Raw genomic sequence first — 16,015 nt, 5'->3', positions numbered from 1 at the left:
ACTCCGATGACCGAGCCCCAGAAGCGCGACCGACCCTGGCTGATGCGCACCTACGCCGGCCACTCCACCGCGAGCGACTCCAACGCGCTCTACCGGCGGAACCTGGCGAAGGGCCAGACCGGCCTGTCCGTCGCCTTCGACCTGCCGACCCAGACCGGCTACGACTCCGACCACATCCTCGCCCGCGGCGAGGTGGGCCGGGTCGGCGTCCCGGTCGGCCACGTCGGCGACATGCGCACCCTGTTCGACGGCATCCCGCTCGAGCAGACCAACACCTCCATGACGATCAACGCCACCGCGATGTGGCTGCTGGCGCTCTACCAGGTCGTCGCCGAGGAGCAGGGCGCCGGCATCGCCAAGCTCACCGGCACCACCCAGAACGACATCGTCAAGGAGTACCTGTCGCGCGGGACGCACGTCTTCCCGCCCGGCCCGTCGGTGCGCCTGATCACCGACATGATCGCCTACACGGTCGGCCACATCCCCAAGTGGAACCCGATCAACATCTGCAGCTACCACCTCCAGGAGGCGGGCGCCACGCCCGTCCAGGAGATCGCCTACGCGATGTGCACCGCCATCTCGGTGCTCGACGCCGTCCGCGACTCCGGCCAGGTGCCCGCCGAGCGGATGGGCGACGTGGTCGCCCGGATCTCCTTCTTCGTCAACGCCGGCGTGCGCTTCGTCGAGGAGATGTGCAAGATGCGCGCCTTCGCCCGGCTCTGGGAGAAGGTCACCCTGGAGCGCTACGGCGTCACCGATCCGAAGCAGCGCCGCTTCCGCTACGGCGTCCAGGTCAACTCGCTGGGCCTGACCGAGGCGCAGCCGGAGAACAACGTCCAGCGGATCGTGCTGGAGATGCTGGCCGTCACGCTGTCCAGGGACGCCCGCGCCCGGGCCGTCCAACTCCCCGCCTGGAACGAGGCGTTGGGCCTGCCCCGACCCTGGGACCAGCAGTGGTCGCTGCGCATCCAGCAGGTGCTGGCCTACGAGTCGGACCTGCTGGAGTACGGCGACCTCTTCAACGGCTCCGCGGTGATCGAGGCCAAGACCGACGAACTGCTGGCCGGCGCCGAGGCGGAGATCGCCAAGGTGCTGGAGATGGGCGGGGTCATACCCGCCGTCGAGTCCGGCTACCTCAAGTCCAACCTGGTCGCCTCGCACGCCGCCCGCCGGGCCCGGATCGAGTCCGGTGAGGACAAGATCATCGGCGTCAACTGCTTCGACACCACCGAGCCCAGCCCGCTCACCGCCGACCTCGACACCGCGATCATGGTGGTCGACCCGGCCTCCGAGCAGTCCGTGCTGGCCGCCCTGGAGGCCTGGCGCGGACAGCGCGACGAGGCCGCCGCCCAGGAGGCGCTGGCCGGGCTCAAGACGGTCGCCGCCACCGGGGCCAACCTGATGCCGGCCACCCTGGCCTGCGCCCGCGCCGGGGTCACCACCGGCGAGTGGTCCTTCGCCCTGCGCGAGGTGTTCGGCGAGTACCGCGCCCCCACCGGCGTGGGCGGCGCGCCCGTCGCGGTCGCCGCCGAACCGGGCGGGGAACTGGAGCAGGTCCGCGCCGCCGTCGCCGCCACCGCCGCGGAACTGGGCGCCGGCAAGCTGCGCCTGCTGGTCGGCAAGCCCGGCCTGGACGGGCACTCCAACGGCGCCGAGCAGATCGCCGTCCGGGCCCGCGACGCCGGGTTCGAGGTGGTCTACCAGGGCATCCGGCTCACCCCGGAGCAGATCGTCTCCGCCGCCGTGGCGGAGGACGTGCACTGCGTGGGGCTGTCCATCCTCTCCGGCGCGCACACCGAGCTGGTGCCGGACGTCCTGAAGCGGCTGCGCCGCGCGGGGGTGGAGGATGTCCCGGTGATCGTGGGTGGCATCATCCCGGCAGCTGACGGCGAGGCCCTCAAGGCCGCCGGCGTCGCCGCCGTGTTCACCCCGAAGGACTTCGGCATCACCACCATCATCGGCCGGATCGTGGACGAGATCCGGCTGGCCAACCGGCTCCAGCCGTGGACGCCCGCACCGACCGCGGCCACCAGCTGACCACTGGGAAGGAACAGACCCACCCTCATGACTGCCCACCCGTCTGCCGCCACCACCCCTCTTCCGAGCGGCTCCGCCGGCCGCGACCGTCTGCGCCCGCGCCGCTCCTGCCTCGCCGTACCGGGCAGCAACCCGCGCTTCCTGGAGAAGGCCCAGGGCCTGCCGGCCGACCAGGTCTTCCTCGACCTGGAGGACGCCTGCGCCCCGCTGGCCAAGGAGGGCGCCCGGCACCTCATCGTCGACGCGCTGAACAACGGCGACTGGAGCGGCAAGACCCGCGTCGTCCGGGTCAACGACTGGACCACCCACTGGACCTACCGCGACGTGATCACCGTGGTCGAGGGCGCCGGCCCCAACCTCGACTGCATCATGCTGCCCAAGGTCCAGGACGCCGAGCAGGTCAAGGCGCTCGACCTGCTGCTCACCCAGATCGAGAAGACCATGGGCTTCGAGGTCGGCCGGATCGGCATCGAGGCGCAGATCGAGAACGCCAAGGGCCTGATCAACGTCGACGCCATCGCCGAGGCCTCGCCCCGGCTCGAGACCATCATCTTCGGCCCCGCCGACTTCATGGCCTCGATCAACATGAAGTCCCTGGTGGTCGGCGAGCAGCCGCCCGGCTACGGCGCCGACGCCTACCACTACATCCTGATGCGGATCCTGATGGCCGCCCGCGCCAACGACCTCCAGGCGATCGACGGCCCGTACCTCCAGATCCGCAACCAGGAGGGCTACCGCGAGGTCGCCCGCCGCTCGGCCGCCCTCGGCTTCGACGGCAAGTGGGTGCTGCACCCGGACCAGGTCGCCGCCGCGAACGAGATCTACTCGCCCGCGCAGGAGGACTACGACCACGCCGAGCTGATCCTCGACGCCTACGACTACTGCACCTCCGCGGCGGGCGGCGCCAAGGGCTCCGCGATGCTCGGCGACGAGATGATCGACGAGGCCAGCCGCAAGATGGCCCTGGTCATCGCCGGCAAGGGCCGGGCCGCCGGCATGCAGCGCACCACCAAGTTCGAGATCCCGGAAAGCTGAGGCCCGAGCCATGCAGTTCGGACGCACCTACGAGGAGTTCGAGGTCGGCGCGGTCTACAAGCACTGGCCCGGGAAGACCGTCACCGAGTACGACGACCACCTCTTCTGCCTGCTCACCATGAACCACCACCCGCTCCACCTGGACACCCACTACGCCGAGAACACCACCGACTTCGGCCGGAACGTGGTGGTGGGCAACTACGTCTACTCGCTGCTGCTCGGCATGTCCGTCCCGGACGTCTCCGGCAAGGCGATCGCCAACCTGGAGATCGAGTCGCTGCGCCACATCGCGCCGACCTTCCACGGCGACACCCTGTACGGCGAGACCACCGTCCTGGACAAGTGGCCGTCCAAGTCCAAGGACGACCGCGGCATCGTCCACGTCGAGACCAAGGGCTACAAGCAGGACGGCACGGTCGTCTGCGTCTTCCGCCGCAAGGTGATGGTGCCGACCGCGACGTACGTCAAGGAGCGCGGCGGCGAGCAGCCCGGCCGCCCCGAGCCGCTCGCCTGAGCCGCTCCCCCGTCCGCGGAGGCCGCACCCCTTGATAGGGCGACCGCCTCCGCCGATACCCCGGACGGGAAGGCCGCCGTCATCGGCCGACCCCCACCCGGTCGGGGGCCCTGCTGCCGCAGCCACGCCGGCAGGGCCCCCGAAAATCCCCCCCCCCCGCCCTTTTTCAGACATTCCGGAGCCGCACGATGGGACGCCTCGCACAGACCGACGGCCTCACCGAGATCCAGCGGGACATCCTCGCCACCGTGCGGGATTTCGTCGACAAGGAGATCATCCCGGTCGCGACCGAGCTGGAGCACCGGGACGAGTACCCGACCGCCATCGTCGAGGGCATGAAGCAACTCGGCCTCTTCGGCCTCACCATCCCCGAGGAGTACGGCGGCCTGGGCGAGTCCCTGCTCACCTACGCCCTAGTGGTCGAGGAGATCGCCCGCGGCTGGATGTCGGTCTCCGGCATCGTCAACACCCACTTCATCGTGGCGCACATGATCAACGCCCACGGCACCCAGGAACAGAAGGACCACTTCCTGCCGAGGATGGCCGCCGGCGAAATCCGCGGCGCCTTCTCGATGTCCGAGCCCGGCCTCGGCTCCGACGTCGCCGCCATCTCCACCAAGGGCGTCCGGGACGGGGATTCCTACGTCCTCAACGGCCAGAAGATGTGGCTCACCAACGGCGGCACCTCCACCCTGGTCGCGGTCCTCTGCAAGACCGACGAGGGCGCCGACACCCCGTACCGGAACATGACCACCTTCCTGATCGAGAAGACGGCCGGATTCGGCCCGAACCCGACCGTCCCCGGCCTCACCGTGCCCGGGAAGATCGAGAAGATGGGCTACAAGGGCGTCGACACCACCGAGTTGGTGCTCCAGGACGTGCGGATTCCGGCCAACCGCGTCCTCGGCGGCGTCCCGGGCCGCGGTTTCTACCAGATGATGGACGGCGTCGAGGTCGGCCGGGTCAACGTCGCCGCCCGCGGCTGCGGGGTCGCCCGCCGCGCCTTCGAGCTCGGCATCTCCTACGCCCAGCAGCGCTCCACCTTCGGCAAGCGGATCGCCGAGCACCAGGCGATCCAGTTCAAGCTCGCCGAGATGGCCACCAAGGTCGAGGCCGCCCACCAGATGATGGTGATGGCCGCCCGCAAGAAGGACGGCGGCGAGCGCAACGACCTCGAGGCCGGCATGGCGAAGTACCTGGCCTCGGAGTACTGCAAGGAGGTCGTGGAGGACGCCTTCCGGATCCACGGCGGCTACGGCTTCTCCAAGGAGTACGAGATCGAGCGGCTCTACCGCGAGGCCCCGATGCTGCTCATCGGTGAAGGAACTGCGGAGATCCAGAAGATGATCGTCGGACGCCGTCTCCTGGAGGAGTACAAGATCGCCGAATGACCGCCCGGCCTCCCGGTCGAGCACCGGGGGGTCGGAGTGATCACGGGGCCGTCCGGATTGACGGGCGGGCCCCCTCCGAACCGCCGGTCGACGGGCGTGCGGGCCCGTCCCGGCAGAGCGCCGTGCCCACCACGGACCCGGCCTGGTCCGCCGGGTCCGGCACGGCCTCCGGACAGCGGCCGCAGGGCGTACAGCTGCAGCGACGCGCCCTGCGGCCGCTTCCGTGCACCCACGTCCACCCGGTACGGCCCGTGTCCCCCTTCGGGTTCCGTCCACCACCCGGCTGAGACAAGAGTCACCAGCCGCGTCCGGTCCCTTGGGAACCGGACCGGGGCGAGCTACGGTCGTAGAGGTGGGGCGCGTGTACGCGCTCCCGCCGGACACATGAACGAGCAGGCGGGTTGCCCACCCACCGTGTGCTCCCGATAGCATCCACCGGGACAGCAAGCCGTCCCTCTATTACCGATTCCGCGGTGGCCCCCGTCCAGCGGCCATGATCCCCCGCGACAAAGGTCTTCGATGCCCATCAGCCCGTCCCCTCACACCTCCGTCACGGACCGCGATGCCCTCGCCGCCCCGACGGCCGGTCGGCGACCCCGCGTGACCATCGCGCGCGGAGCCACCCCCTGGTTCGTCCCCACCCTCGCCACGGCCGCCGTGACCACCGCCCTCACCCGGCGCAACGGCAAGTGGGCCCTGGCGGCGGTACCGGCCTGCGCGCTGAGCGCGGGCATGCTGTGGTTCTTCCGCGACCCCGAGCGTGAGATCGGCACGGGCAGAGTGATCTCCCCCGCCGACGGCGTGGTCCAGAGCATCGACGCGTGGCCGGACGGCCGCACCCGCGTCGCGATCTTCATGAGCCCGCTGAACGTCCACGTCAACCGGGCGCCCCTGCCGGGCACGGTGACGTCGGTCGAGCACGTCGCGGGCGGCTTCGTGCCCGCGTTCAACAAGGACAGCGACCAGAACGAGCGGGTCGTCTGGCACTTCGACACCGAGCTCGGCGACATCGAGATGGTGCAGATCGCGGGGGCCGTGGCCCGTCGCATCGTGCCGTACACGGCCGCCGGAACCAAGGTCGAGCAGGGCGAACGGATCGGTCTGATCCGGTTCGGGTCCCGGGTCGACACCTACCTGCCGGCCGGCGTCGAGGTCGGCGTCGAGGTCGGCCAGAAGACCACAGCCGGGGTGACGCGCCTTGACCGTGACTGATCCTGAAACAATCGTCGGCCTGGACGACGAGGAGACGGCCCTGCGCCGTCGCCGCTGGGCGCGCGACCGCGAGCTGCGGGCACCGCGCTCCCCCCAGCACCTGTCCACCGCCGACTTCCTGACCCTGGGGAACGCCGTCTGCGGCTTCCTGGCGATCTACTCGATCACCACCGGGGTCCTGGTCCCGCACATCACCAATCCGGACGCCGCTCCGGACCGGCACAGCGCCGCCACCGCGGTGACGCTGCTGCTGATCGGCTCGATGTGCGACCTCTTCGACGGCCTGGTGGCGCGGAAGCTCCGCTCCTCCGCCCTCGGAGCGGAACTGGACAACCTGGCCGACCTGATCAGCTTCGGCATCGCGCCGGCCTACTTCGTCGCGGTCTGGGGCATGGTCTCCCAGGGCTCCAACACCAAGCTCTCGGCGCTGATCGCGCTGACCGTGCTGCTCGCGGTGGTGCTGCGGCTGGCCCGCTTCTCGGCCGTCAAGATGCGGCCCGGGGTGTTCCAGGGCATGCCGTGTCCGATGGGCGCGATGACGGTCATCGCCATCGTGCTGCTCGACCCGCCGTTCCTGCCCGGTCTGCTCGCCATCTTCGGCGCCGCGTACCTCATGGTCAGCCGGATCGAGTACCCGAAGCCGCAGGGGCTGCTGGCCACCGCCACGCTCTGCTGGGTCGTCGTGGCGATCGGCTGCCTGGCCGCCTGGGCGACCGGGCTGCCCGGCGGCGACACGCTGATGCACGTCGGCGCCTTCGCCCAGATCACGCTCGCCGCGATGGCGCCGCTGCTGGTCATCCGGCGCAAGGTCGGGCAGAAGGTCGGCGACGTCCGCGCCCGGCGGGCGGAGTCGCGGCTCGGCTGAGCCCCGTTCGGTACGCGGAAGGGCCCGGAACCTGACGGTTCCGGGCCCTTCCGTTTCCGCTTCCCGTCACGCCCCGCCGGTGTGCACGCTGAAGGCCGACCGGCGGGCCGCCCGGGCCACGCCCGGGTCCGGGTGCACCCCGGAGACCGCCGTCAGCACCGAGGCCGCCCGCGGGTGCCCCGACTGCCGGGCCCGGGCGAACAGCCGCACCGGGTCGCCCGCCGAGGCGCCCTCGACGTGACCCACCAGCAGCTCCGTCTCGCCGTGGTCCAGCACCGCGGCCGCGGTGTCCACCCACAGCCACGCCGCGTCCTCGGCGCCCAGCACGTCCGCCGGGGCGACCCCCTCGTCGGCCCGCTCGGCCAGCCACAGCAGCGCGTACGGGCGCAGCACCTTCTCGTCCACCGCGGCCCGCACCGCCTGCTCGGCCGGACCGCCGGCCACCCGCAGCGCCTCGAAGGCCAGGCCGCGCACCAGTGCGTCGTCGCCCTGGGCGGCGTCCAGCAGCTCGGCCACCGCGCGGTCCGCCGGACGGGCCGCCACCCAGGCGCGGAACTCCGCCCGGGCCGGGCCCGGCGAGTAGTCCGCGCAGGCGTTCAGCAGCTCGTAGGCGCTCTGCTCGATGTGCCCGGCCGCGGTCTGGGCGACCGTGCAGATCTCCTCCAGCTTCGCCCGCACCGCCCAGTGCCCCAGCGGGGACAGCTCGGCGGCGTCGTCCCGGCGCAGCACGGCGCCCACGGCCGCCAGGCCGTCCAGCATCCAGTCCAGGACGGCGGCCACGTCGGAGGGCGCGGGCGGGGTGTCGATCTGCGGCGCCCGGCAGGTGCCGCGCACCGCGGACACCGCCGAGGCGGCGTGCGGCACCGGCGACAGCCCCGGGGTGCCCAGGCCCGCGCCGACCCGGCGCTCGTCCAGACCGCGGCGCAGCAGCTCCAGCAGCTCGCTCTCGGCGACCGGGCCGTCCACCAGGTGCAGGAAGGAGAGCAGTTGCGGAGCCTGGTCCACGGCCTGGCCGGCCAGCACGGCGAACACCCCGCGCAGCGCGGCCGGCGGCACCGGGGCGAGCAGCGTCCAGGCGTCGAACAGCCCGGACCAGCCGCGCACCACGGCCTCGTCGTCGTGCTCCCAGGCGTGCAGGCGCCAGCCGGGGCCGGCTCCGCCGTCCCGGGCCTCGACCAGGCCCACCAGCAGCGCCTGGCCCCAGGCCTTGGCCGCGGCGCCGACCGTCATGGCCAGCGCCCGGCCGGCCGCCCGGGCGTCCTCGGGGAGCAGTTCGCCGCGCTTGTCGACCTCGGCGAGCTCCCCGGCCCAGCGGGCGATCCGGACGGCGTCCACCAGCATCCGACGTGCCAGCGGCGCCAGTTCGGCCGGCGCGGGGAACCCCTCCGGCACCGGAACCCGGCCCCGGCCGGGCGCCGGCGCGGGCCCTCGTCGCCGGGGTACACCGGCCCCACCCGGCCTGCCACCGGCGGGCCGGTGGGCCGTACCGGGGAGACGGGTCACCGTCGCACCGGTACCGATCGTCGGCGGGAGCGGGGCATCACGGTCGCGCGGGTTCCGAGACGTCACGTCGAGCAGTCTTCCCCTTGTACCGGCCTTCTGTCACATCCGGTTGTCCGTACGACCGCTCGACCCGTCACGGCGCCCCGGCGAGACCCAGGCAAGATCGGGCAACAGAGGCAAACCGCCTGGCCGGAAACGTGTGGCGGGACCATGCCAGGGTGGCGGTCGGGCGTCGCGCTGCCCGTCCGAACGGTCACGTTCCGTGCCGGGGCGGCGTCCTGCGGGGCGCCGGGCGGGCGGGCGCGACGGAAGCGGAACGTCGGGATCCGGCCAGATGGCATGTGCCTGCCGGGGCACGGCGGCGCACCGGAAGTCGGCCGGTCCGACTTCCGGTGCGGCGGGAGCAGGGTGGTGCCAGGGGGCGGGGCGGGCTCGCTGGGGCGAGACAAGGGGCCAAATTGTGCCCCTTTACTTTACCTCGGGGCAGAACTCGGGGCGGAACTCGGGGCGGAAGAGGTCAGAGCAACGGGGTGAGCCAGCGCCGCAGGAGTTCGGTGTAGTGGTCCGGCGCGGAGTTCCAGAGGGCGGCGTGCTCGGCGCCCGGGAACCGTCGGAGGGTCACCAGGTCGTGGCGGGCCGTCGCCAGCCGCTGCACCGTGTCGATGGGCGCGAGCCGGTCGTCCGGGCTGTGCAGCACCAGGGTCGGGACGCGCAGGTCCGTGCCCTCGGCGAGGCGGGAGAAGTCCGCGAGGTCGACACCGGTGCGGCCCTCCGCCGCCAGCGCGCCCAGCTCGGCGGCGACCCCGGTGTAGCCCGCCCGGGCGGCGTCCCGGCGGGCGGAGCCGGGCAGGTCCAGGACCACCGAGTCGAGGACGATCCCGCGGATCGCGTGGGCCCAGGCGGAGCGGGCCGCCGTCTGGAGGACCATGGTCGCGCCCGTCGACCAGCCGTAGAGGATCACCCGGCCGGCGCCGCTGTCGAGCGCCAGCCGCATCGCCGCCTCGATGTCGCGCCACTCCGTCTCGCCGAAGTGGCTGTAGCCGTCCGGCGAGGCCGGGGCACCCTCGTCGCCCCGGTAGGTGACGGCCAGCACGGGCAGGCCCAGGCGGTGCAGCGCCGGCAGCACCGGGAGGGTCTGCTGGCGATCGGCCTCGGGGCCGTGCACCAGGATCGCCCAGGTGCCGCGCGAGCCGGCGAGCCGCCAGGCGGGCAGCGGACCGAGCTCGCCGTCGGCGGCGGCGTCGGTGAAGGCCAGGCCGAGCGCCCCGGTCGGGTCGCCCAGGTACACCCGCGGGGTGAAGCGGACCTCGGTGCCGGGGGCGAGGGTGCCCCGGTCGGCCCGGACCAGCCGCCGGGTGACGCCCTGCTCGTCGCTGTGCAGGACCTCCTCGACCACCGCGTGCCCGCCGTCCGCCCACTCCACGGCCCAACGGCCGGGCCGCAGGCTGTCGGGGCGCCGGTTGAAGGTGACCCGGCCGGCCGCCAGGCTCTGCACCAGTACCGGCTCGGAGTCCGACCCTCCGGCCCCCGGCACCGCCCCCGGCCGGACCATCCGCTCGGAGGCCCGGCGGCCGACCACCAGCACGGCGGCCCCCGCGGCGGCGGCGGCCGCCACGACGGCTGCGGTTCCCCAACGCATTTCGATCCCCGCTCTGTTTCACGGACCGGACGGTTTTCGAGCACCAGTCCACCGGCGCACCGCACCCCCGGCCACCGGGCTGGCCCGTCCGGGGGACGGCGTGGGACCGGTGGGACCGGTGGCGCCGGAGCGGTCAGACGGGGATGGCGAGGGCACGGGTGCTGAGGAGGTGCCAGAAGCGGGGGGTGAGGGGCGGGGCGGCGGTGCGCGGGTGGGCGGTGGTGCCCCAGTGGGTGGGGACGTGGTGTTCCTGGTGGAGGACGGGGAGGACGGCGGCGAGGTCCGCCTCGGAGACGGGGACGAGGCGGGCGATGGGCCGCAACTGGGGTTGCCAGCGGCCGGAGACGCACTGGCGCAGCAGCCGGTCGAGGGCCTCGCCGCGGCCGGTGGCCTCGACCAGTTCGGTCAGCCGCAGGCCGAGCACCTGGGCGAGGGCGTGGGTCCGGTCCGGGTCGCCGTCCCACTCGCCGGTCAGTTCGGCCCGCCGGTAGTCGGGCAGCGCCATGCCGACCCGTTCGGCCACGGTCTCCGGGCCCAGCTCCCGGGCGAGCCGGTGGTCGCGCAGGCTCGCCGGGCGGCCGTCCATCAGTCCGGCGACGGGGCACCACAGGGCGCGGGCCAGCGCGACCAGCTCGGCCTCCCCCGGGTGCAGCACCCCGTCCTCCCAGGCCGAGACGTGGCCGGGGAGCAGCCGCACGCCGTGCGCGGCCATCCCCTCGGCGACCTGTTCGGGGGTCAGCCCGAGGCCGGCCCGGTGGGCGCGGGCGGCGCCCGGCGAGAACGGCACCGGGGCGGGGGCGACGGCGGCTGGCTTTCTGCGGCGCATGGCCCGAACCGTAGGCGCGGCCGGCGGCGCCTCCCCAGCCTCCGAACGCACGAAGCGGGGCCGTCCGGTCCGGCGCGGTACCGGACGATCGCACAGGCCCGGAGCGGGCCCTTCCTGTGACCAAACCCTCCGTGACCTCGGTTGACTCCCGGAACGGGCGCGTGATGGGATCCTGTGGCCAAACGGAGGCATGGAGAGGAAGCCGGTGCGAGTCCGGCGCGGTCCCGCCACTGTCACCGGGGAGCACGCTCGGAATTGCCACGGCGGGCCGTCAGGAGCCGCTGGAAGGCCCGGGGGTGCGTCGGACCCGGAAGCCAGGAGACTCTCGCCGCCGGTACGTCGATCCAGGGCGCGGACCCTGAGTGAGGACACCCACGCGATGCAGGCTGCCCCGCCCCGTCGGACTCCGAGCTGCCCGTCGCCGTGCGCCCGCTGACCCGGGCCGCCGCCTTCGCGCTGGGCGCGGTCGCGGGCTACGCCGCCGACACCCGGTTCGGCGACCCGCGCCGCGGCCATCCGGTCGCCCTGTTCGGCAGTGCCGCGGGCCGGCTGGAGCGGCGCCTGTGGCGCGACGACCGGACGGCCGGGACGGCGTACACGGCGCTGTGCGTGGGCGCGGTCGCGGCCGGCGCGGTGGCCCTGGACCGTACGGTCGGACGCCGTCCGGCGGGCCGGGCGGCGCTGGCGGCCGCGGCGACCTGGACGGTGCTCGGCGGCACCTCGCTGACCCGGGAGGCGCGCACCGTCGGACGGTCGCTCGCCGCGGGCGACCTGACGGCCGCCCGGGAGCGGCTGCCGCACCTGTGCGGGCGGGATCCGAGCGCGCTGGACGGGCAGCAGATCGCCCGGGCGGTGGTCGAGTCGGTGGCCGAGAACACCGCCGACGCCGTGGTGAACGCGCTGGCCTGGGGCGCCCTGGCGGGCACGCCGGGGCTGCTGGCCTTCCGCGCGGTGAACACCCTGGACGCCATGGTGGGCCACCGCTCCCCCCGGTACGCCCGGTTCGGCTGGGCCTCGGCCCGGCTGGACGACGTGGCGGGCTGGCCGGGTGCCCGGCTGACGGCGCTGCTGACGGTGGCCGCCGCGCCCGAGCCGCGCACCGCCTGGCGGGTCTGGCGCCGGGACGGCTCCGCGCACCCGAGCCCGAACGCGGGCCAGGCCGAGTCGGCCTTCGCGGGCGCGGTGGGCGTCCGGCTGGGCGGGACGCTGCAGTACGGGGAGCGGGTGGAGCACCGGCCGGTGCTGGGCGCGGAGCTGCGGCCGGTGACGGTGGACGACATCGAGCGGGCCTGCACGCTGTCCCGGCGGGTGGGCGTGCTGGCGCTGGGTACGACGGTCGCGGGGCACGTCCTGCTGCGGGCGTTGTGGAAGAGGAGGGGTGGGGCATGAGCAACGCGCTGCTGGTCGCGGGGACGACCTCGGACGCGGGCAAGAGCGTGGTGACGGCCGGGATCTGCCGCTGGCTGGTCCGCCAGGGCGTGCGGGTCGCGCCGTTCAAGGCGCAGAACATGTCGCTGAACTCCTTCGTCACCGCCGACGGTGCCGAGATCGGCCGGGCCCAGGCGATGCAGGCGCAGGCCGCCCGGGTGGAGCCGGAGGCGGCGATGAACCCGGTGCTGCTGAAGCCCGGCGCCAACGGCCGCAGTCAGGTGGTGCTGCTGGGCCGGCCGGTCGCCGAGGTGGGCGCGCTGGACTACCGCGAGCGCAAGCCGGTCCTGCTGGAGCGCGCCCTGGAGTGCCTGGCGGACCTGCGCGACCGCTACGACGTGGTGGTCTGCGAGGGCGCCGGCTCGCCCGCCGAGATCAACCTGCGCGACCGGGACATCGCCAACATGGGCCTGGCCACGGCCGCCGCGCTGCCGGTGGTGGTGGTCGGGGACATCGACCGCGGCGGGGTCTTCGCGGCGATGTACGGGACGCTGGCGCTGCTGTCGGCGGAGGACCAGCGGCACGTGGCGGGCTGGTTCGTCAACAAGTTCCGCGGCGACGCCCGGCTGCTGGCGCCCGGGCTGGAGATGCTGCACGAGCTGACCGGCCGTCCGGTGCTGGGCACCCTGCCGATGCTGCCGGGCCTGTGGCTGGACGCCGAGGACTCGTTGGACCTGTCGACCGTGGTGGACCGGGTGGACGGGCCCGGGCCGTACGGGGCCGACGTGCTGCGGGTGGCCGTGGTGCGCTTCCCCCGCCTGTCCAACTTCACCGACCTGGACGCGCTGGCGCAGGAGCCGGGCGTGCTGGTGCGCTGGGCGACCCGGCCGGAGGAGCTGGCCGACGCCGACCTGGTGGTGCTGCCCGGCACCCGGGCCACCGTCGCCGACCTCGCCTGGCTGCGCGAGCGCGGCCTGGAACCGGCCCTGAAGGCACGGGCGGCGGCCGGGCTGCCGATCCTCGGGGTGTGCGGCGGCTACCAGATGCTGGCGCGCTCGATCGAGGACGAGGTGGAGTCCGGGGCGGGCGTCGTGGCCGGGCTCGGACTGCTGCCGGCCGTGGTCCGCTTCGGCGTCGAGAAGGTGCTGGCGCGGCCGGTCGGCGAGGCGTACGGGCAGCGGGTCGAGGGCTACGAGATCCACCACGGGGTGGTGACGGTCGACGGCGGTGAAGCGTTCCTGGACGGCTGCCGGGTCGGCTCGGTACGGGGCACCACCTGGCACGGCGCGCTGGAGAACGACGGCTTCCGCCGCGAACTCCTGCGCGAGGTCGCCGAGTCGGCCGGGCGGGCGTTCGTCCCGGCGCCGGACACCTCGTTCGCCGCGGCGCGCGAGGCCCGGCTGGACCGGCTGGGCGACCTGATCGAGGAGCACGCGGACACCGACGCGCTGTGGAAGCTGATCGAGGGCGGGGTGCCGGCGGCGGGAACGCTGCCGTTCCTCCCGCCCGGGGCACCTGGGAGTGACGCATGAGTGACGTCCGCTATCCGTTCACCGCGATCGTCGGCATGTCCGACCTGCGGCTCGGGCTGCTGCTGAACGCGGTCTCACCGGCCGTGGGCGGCGTGCTGGTGCGCGGCGAGAAGGGCACCGCCAAGTCGACCATGGTGCGCGCGCTGGCCGGGCTGCTGCCCTCCATCGCCGCCGTGGACGGCTGCCGCTTCGCCTGCGACCCGGCCGCGCCGGACCCGCAGTGCCCGGACGGGCCGCACGACGCCCCGACGAGCCATGAACGCCCGTCCCAGCTGGTCGAGTTGCCGGTCGGCGTGGCCGAGGACCGGATCGTCGGCTCGCTCGACCTGGAGCGCGCGCTGGCCGAGGGCGTCAAGGCCTACGAGCCGGGACTGCTGGCCAGGGCGCACCGCGGCGTGCTGTACATCGACGAGGTCAACCTGCTCCAGGACCACGTGGTGGACCTGCTGCTGGACGCCGCCGCGATGGGCCGCTCGTACGTCGAGCGTGAGGGCGTGTCGGTGCGGCACGCGGCCCGGTTCCTGCTGGTCGGCACGATGAACCCGGAGGAGGGCGAGCTGCGGCCGCAGCTGCTCGACCGCTTCGGCCTGACCGTCGAGATCGCCGCCACCCGGGACCCGGCCGAGCGCGCCGAGGTGGTCCGGCGGCGGCTGGCGTACGACGCGGACCCGTCCTCGTTCGCCGCACGGTTCGCCGCGGAGGAGCGGGAGCTCGCCGAACACATCACCGCGGCACGGGAGTTGCTGCCCAAGGTCGAGCTGACCGATGTGGCGCTGCGTCAGATCACCGCGGTCTGCGCGGCATTCGAGGTGGACGGGCTGCGCGCGGACATCGTGATGGCCCGCACCGCGGTCGCGCTGGCCGCCTGGGCGGGGCGGACGGAGGTGCTGGAGGAGGACGTCCGCAAGGCCGCCCAGCTGGCCCTGCCGCACCGGCGCCGGCGCAACCCGTTCGACGCCCCGGGGCTGGACGAGGAGCAGTTGGACCGGACGCTGGAGGAGCACGCGCAGCCGGACGACCCGGAGCCGGAGCCCGAGGGTGAGGGCGACGGTCCGGACGGGAACGACGGGCCCGACGACGGCCCCGACGGCGGCGGTCCGGACGGTGGACCGGACGGCGGGCCGGACGGCGGCGGCGCGCCCGAGCCGTCGGCTCCCGAGGACACCGGCACCGCGGCTCCCGAGGAGCCCGCTCCGCAGCCCGTCCCGGCCCAACACCCCTCCCCCGCCCGGGAGTCGGCGCCGGTCGCGGCCGGGGACCCGTACCGGACCAAGCTGTTCACCGTGCAGGGCACCGGCCACGGCGCCCAGGGGCGCCGCTCCCCCGCCGAGACCACCGGCGGACACACCGTCCGGGCCCGCCGCCCGCAGGGCACGCTGAGCCGGCTGCACCTGACCGCGACCCTCCAGGCCGCCGCGCCGCACCAGGTGGCGCGCGGGCGGGCCGGCCGGGCGCTGGTGCTGCACAAGGACGACTTCCGCGAACAGGTGCGCCAGGGCCGGGAGTCCAACCTGGTCCTGTTCGTGGTGGACGCCTCCGGCTCGATGGCCGCCCGGCAGCGGATGACCGCCGTCAAGGGCGCGGTGCTGTCGCTGCTGATGGACGCCTACCAGCGCCGGGACAAGATCGGCATGATCACCTTCCGCGGCACGGGCGCCGAGCTGGCGCTGCCGCCCACCTCCTCGGTCGAGGTCGGCGCCGCCCGTCTGGAGACGCTGCCCACCGGCGGGCGCACCCCGCTGGCGGCCGGCCTGCTGCGCGCCCACGAGGTGCTGCGGGTGGAACGGCTGCGCGATCCGAACCGGCGCCCGCTGCTGGTCGTGGTGACCGACGGCCGGGCCACCGGTGGACGCGACGCGCTCGCCCGCTCGCACCGCGCGGCCGCGCTGTTCGCCGCCCAGGGCACCGCGAGCGTGGTGCTGGACTGCGAGTCCGGGCCGGTCCGGCTGGGCCTGGCCCGCACCCTCGCCGGGCTGCTCGGCGGCAGCGCCGTCAGCCTGGACGAGCTGCGCGCGGAGGGCGTGGCCTCGCTCGTCCGTGCCAACCGCGCTGCGACCCACACGACTTCGATGCGAAAGGCGGCCTGAGCCGAC

The 16,015-nt window shown here is 74.0% G+C and carries 12 protein-coding genes and 1 riboswitch; of the genes, 9 read left to right on the top strand and 3 right to left on the bottom strand.

What is annotated here, in order from left to right:
* Positions 1–6 precede the first annotated feature (6 nt).
* From AB0O91_RS05325 to AB0O91_RS05300, 6 genes are all read left to right on the top strand, one after another.
* Positions 7–2,037, top strand: a complete 2,031-nt coding sequence (locus AB0O91_RS05325; RefSeq protein ID WP_363428065.1) for a protein meaA — start codon at positions 7–9, stop codon at positions 2,035–2,037.
* A 27-nt stretch (positions 2,038–2,064) separates the two neighbouring features.
* Entirely contained in the window at positions 2,065–3,072 is a 1,008-nt protein-coding gene (locus AB0O91_RS05320) for a CoA ester lyase (RefSeq protein WP_363428063.1), read from the top strand.
* Between the two features lie 10 nt (positions 3,073–3,082).
* Entirely contained in the window at positions 3,083–3,586 is a 504-nt protein-coding gene (locus AB0O91_RS05315; protein WP_363428061.1) for a MaoC family dehydratase, read from the top strand.
* Positions 3,587–3,774: 188 nt separating this feature from the next.
* Positions 3,775–4,977: an acyl-CoA dehydrogenase family protein gene (locus AB0O91_RS05310; protein WP_363428059.1), complete on the top strand. Its 1,203-nt coding sequence runs from the start codon at positions 3,775–3,777 to the stop codon at positions 4,975–4,977.
* Positions 4,978–5,496: 519 nt separating this feature from the next.
* The gene (locus AB0O91_RS05305) at positions 5,497–6,189 is read left to right on the top strand and encodes a phosphatidylserine decarboxylase (RefSeq protein WP_363428057.1); all 693 of its coding nucleotides are present in this window, start codon (positions 5,497–5,499) and stop codon (positions 6,187–6,189) included.
* 40 nt (positions 6,190–6,229) lie between these two features.
* Positions 6,230–7,054 (top strand): CDP-alcohol phosphatidyltransferase family protein, encoded by an 825-nt coding sequence (locus AB0O91_RS05300; RefSeq protein ID WP_223242114.1) that lies wholly within the window; start codon positions 6,230–6,232, stop codon positions 7,052–7,054.
* 66 nt (positions 7,055–7,120) lie between these two features.
* On the opposite strand, the gene AB0O91_RS05295 is transcribed toward AB0O91_RS05300, so the two are convergent.
* The 3 genes from AB0O91_RS05295 to AB0O91_RS05285 form a co-directional block, all read right to left on the bottom strand.
* A complete protein-coding gene (locus AB0O91_RS05295; protein ID WP_363428055.1) occupies positions 7,121–8,446 on the bottom strand; it encodes a hypothetical protein in 1,326 nt (441 codons plus the stop codon).
* A 628-nt stretch (positions 8,447–9,074) separates the two neighbouring features.
* Positions 9,075–10,196 (bottom strand): hypothetical protein, encoded by a 1,122-nt coding sequence (locus AB0O91_RS05290; protein ID WP_363428053.1) that lies wholly within the window; start codon positions 10,194–10,196, stop codon positions 9,075–9,077.
* A gap of 133 nt (positions 10,197–10,329) precedes the next feature.
* Positions 10,330–11,022, bottom strand: a complete 693-nt coding sequence (locus AB0O91_RS05285) for a transcriptional regulator (RefSeq protein WP_363428051.1) — start codon at positions 11,020–11,022, stop codon at positions 10,330–10,332.
* Positions 11,023–11,216: 194 nt separating this feature from the next.
* Positions 11,217–11,347: riboswitch (cobalamin riboswitch) on the top strand.
* 98 nt (positions 11,348–11,445) lie between these two features.
* On the opposite strand from AB0O91_RS05285, the gene AB0O91_RS05280 reads away from it, so the two are divergent.
* The 3 genes from AB0O91_RS05280 to AB0O91_RS05270 are packed head-to-tail and all read left to right on the top strand — an operon-like array spanning position 11,446 to position 16,009.
* Positions 11,446–12,411 (top strand): cobalamin biosynthesis protein, encoded by a 966-nt coding sequence (locus AB0O91_RS05280; RefSeq protein ID WP_363428049.1) that lies wholly within the window; start codon positions 11,446–11,448, stop codon positions 12,409–12,411.
* Positions 12,408–13,922, top strand: a complete 1,515-nt coding sequence (locus AB0O91_RS05275; protein ID WP_363428047.1) for a cobyric acid synthase — start codon at positions 12,408–12,410, stop codon at positions 13,920–13,922. The genes AB0O91_RS05280 and AB0O91_RS05275 overlap by 4 nt, the downstream gene beginning before the upstream one ends.
* On the top strand, positions 13,919–16,009 hold the full coding sequence (locus AB0O91_RS05270) for a putative cobaltochelatase (protein ID WP_363428045.1): 2,091 nt from the start codon (positions 13,919–13,921) through the stop codon (positions 16,007–16,009). Before AB0O91_RS05275 ends, AB0O91_RS05270 begins: the two co-directional genes overlap by 4 nt.
* Positions 16,010–16,015: the final 6 nt, after the last annotated feature.

Origin of the sequence: Kitasatospora sp. NPDC089797, from assembly GCF_040684795.1 — a bacterium.
Classification (GTDB): domain Bacteria; phylum Actinomycetota; class Actinomycetes; order Streptomycetales; family Streptomycetaceae; genus Kitasatospora.
The sequence above is the reverse complement of the archived record's forward strand: the minus strand, read 5'-3'. Positions and strand labels throughout refer to the sequence as shown.

Excerpts from the sequence above, each read along its gene's own strand:
- AB0O91_RS05325 (WP_363428065.1), top strand. The coding sequence starts at position 7 with ATGACCGAGCCCCAGAAGCGCGACCGACCCTGGCTGATGCGCACCTAC.
- AB0O91_RS05320 (WP_363428063.1), top strand. The coding sequence starts at position 2,065 with ATGACTGCCCACCCGTCTGCCGCCACCACCCCTCTTCCGAGCGGCTCC.
- AB0O91_RS05315 (WP_363428061.1), top strand. The coding sequence starts at position 3,083 with ATGCAGTTCGGACGCACCTACGAGGAGTTCGAGGTCGGCGCGGTCTAC.
- AB0O91_RS05310 (WP_363428059.1), top strand. The coding sequence starts at position 3,775 with ATGGGACGCCTCGCACAGACCGACGGCCTCACCGAGATCCAGCGGGAC.
- AB0O91_RS05305 (WP_363428057.1), top strand. The coding sequence starts at position 5,497 with ATGCCCATCAGCCCGTCCCCTCACACCTCCGTCACGGACCGCGATGCC.
- AB0O91_RS05290 (WP_363428053.1), bottom strand. The coding sequence starts at position 10,196 with ATGCGTTGGGGAACCGCAGCCGTCGTGGCGGCCGCCGCCGCCGCGGGG.
- AB0O91_RS05285 (WP_363428051.1), bottom strand. The coding sequence starts at position 11,022 with ATGCGCCGCAGAAAGCCAGCCGCCGTCGCCCCCGCCCCGGTGCCGTTC.
- AB0O91_RS05275 (WP_363428047.1), top strand. The coding sequence starts at position 12,408 with ATGAGCAACGCGCTGCTGGTCGCGGGGACGACCTCGGACGCGGGCAAG.
- AB0O91_RS05270 (WP_363428045.1), top strand. The coding sequence starts at position 13,919 with ATGAGTGACGTCCGCTATCCGTTCACCGCGATCGTCGGCATGTCCGAC.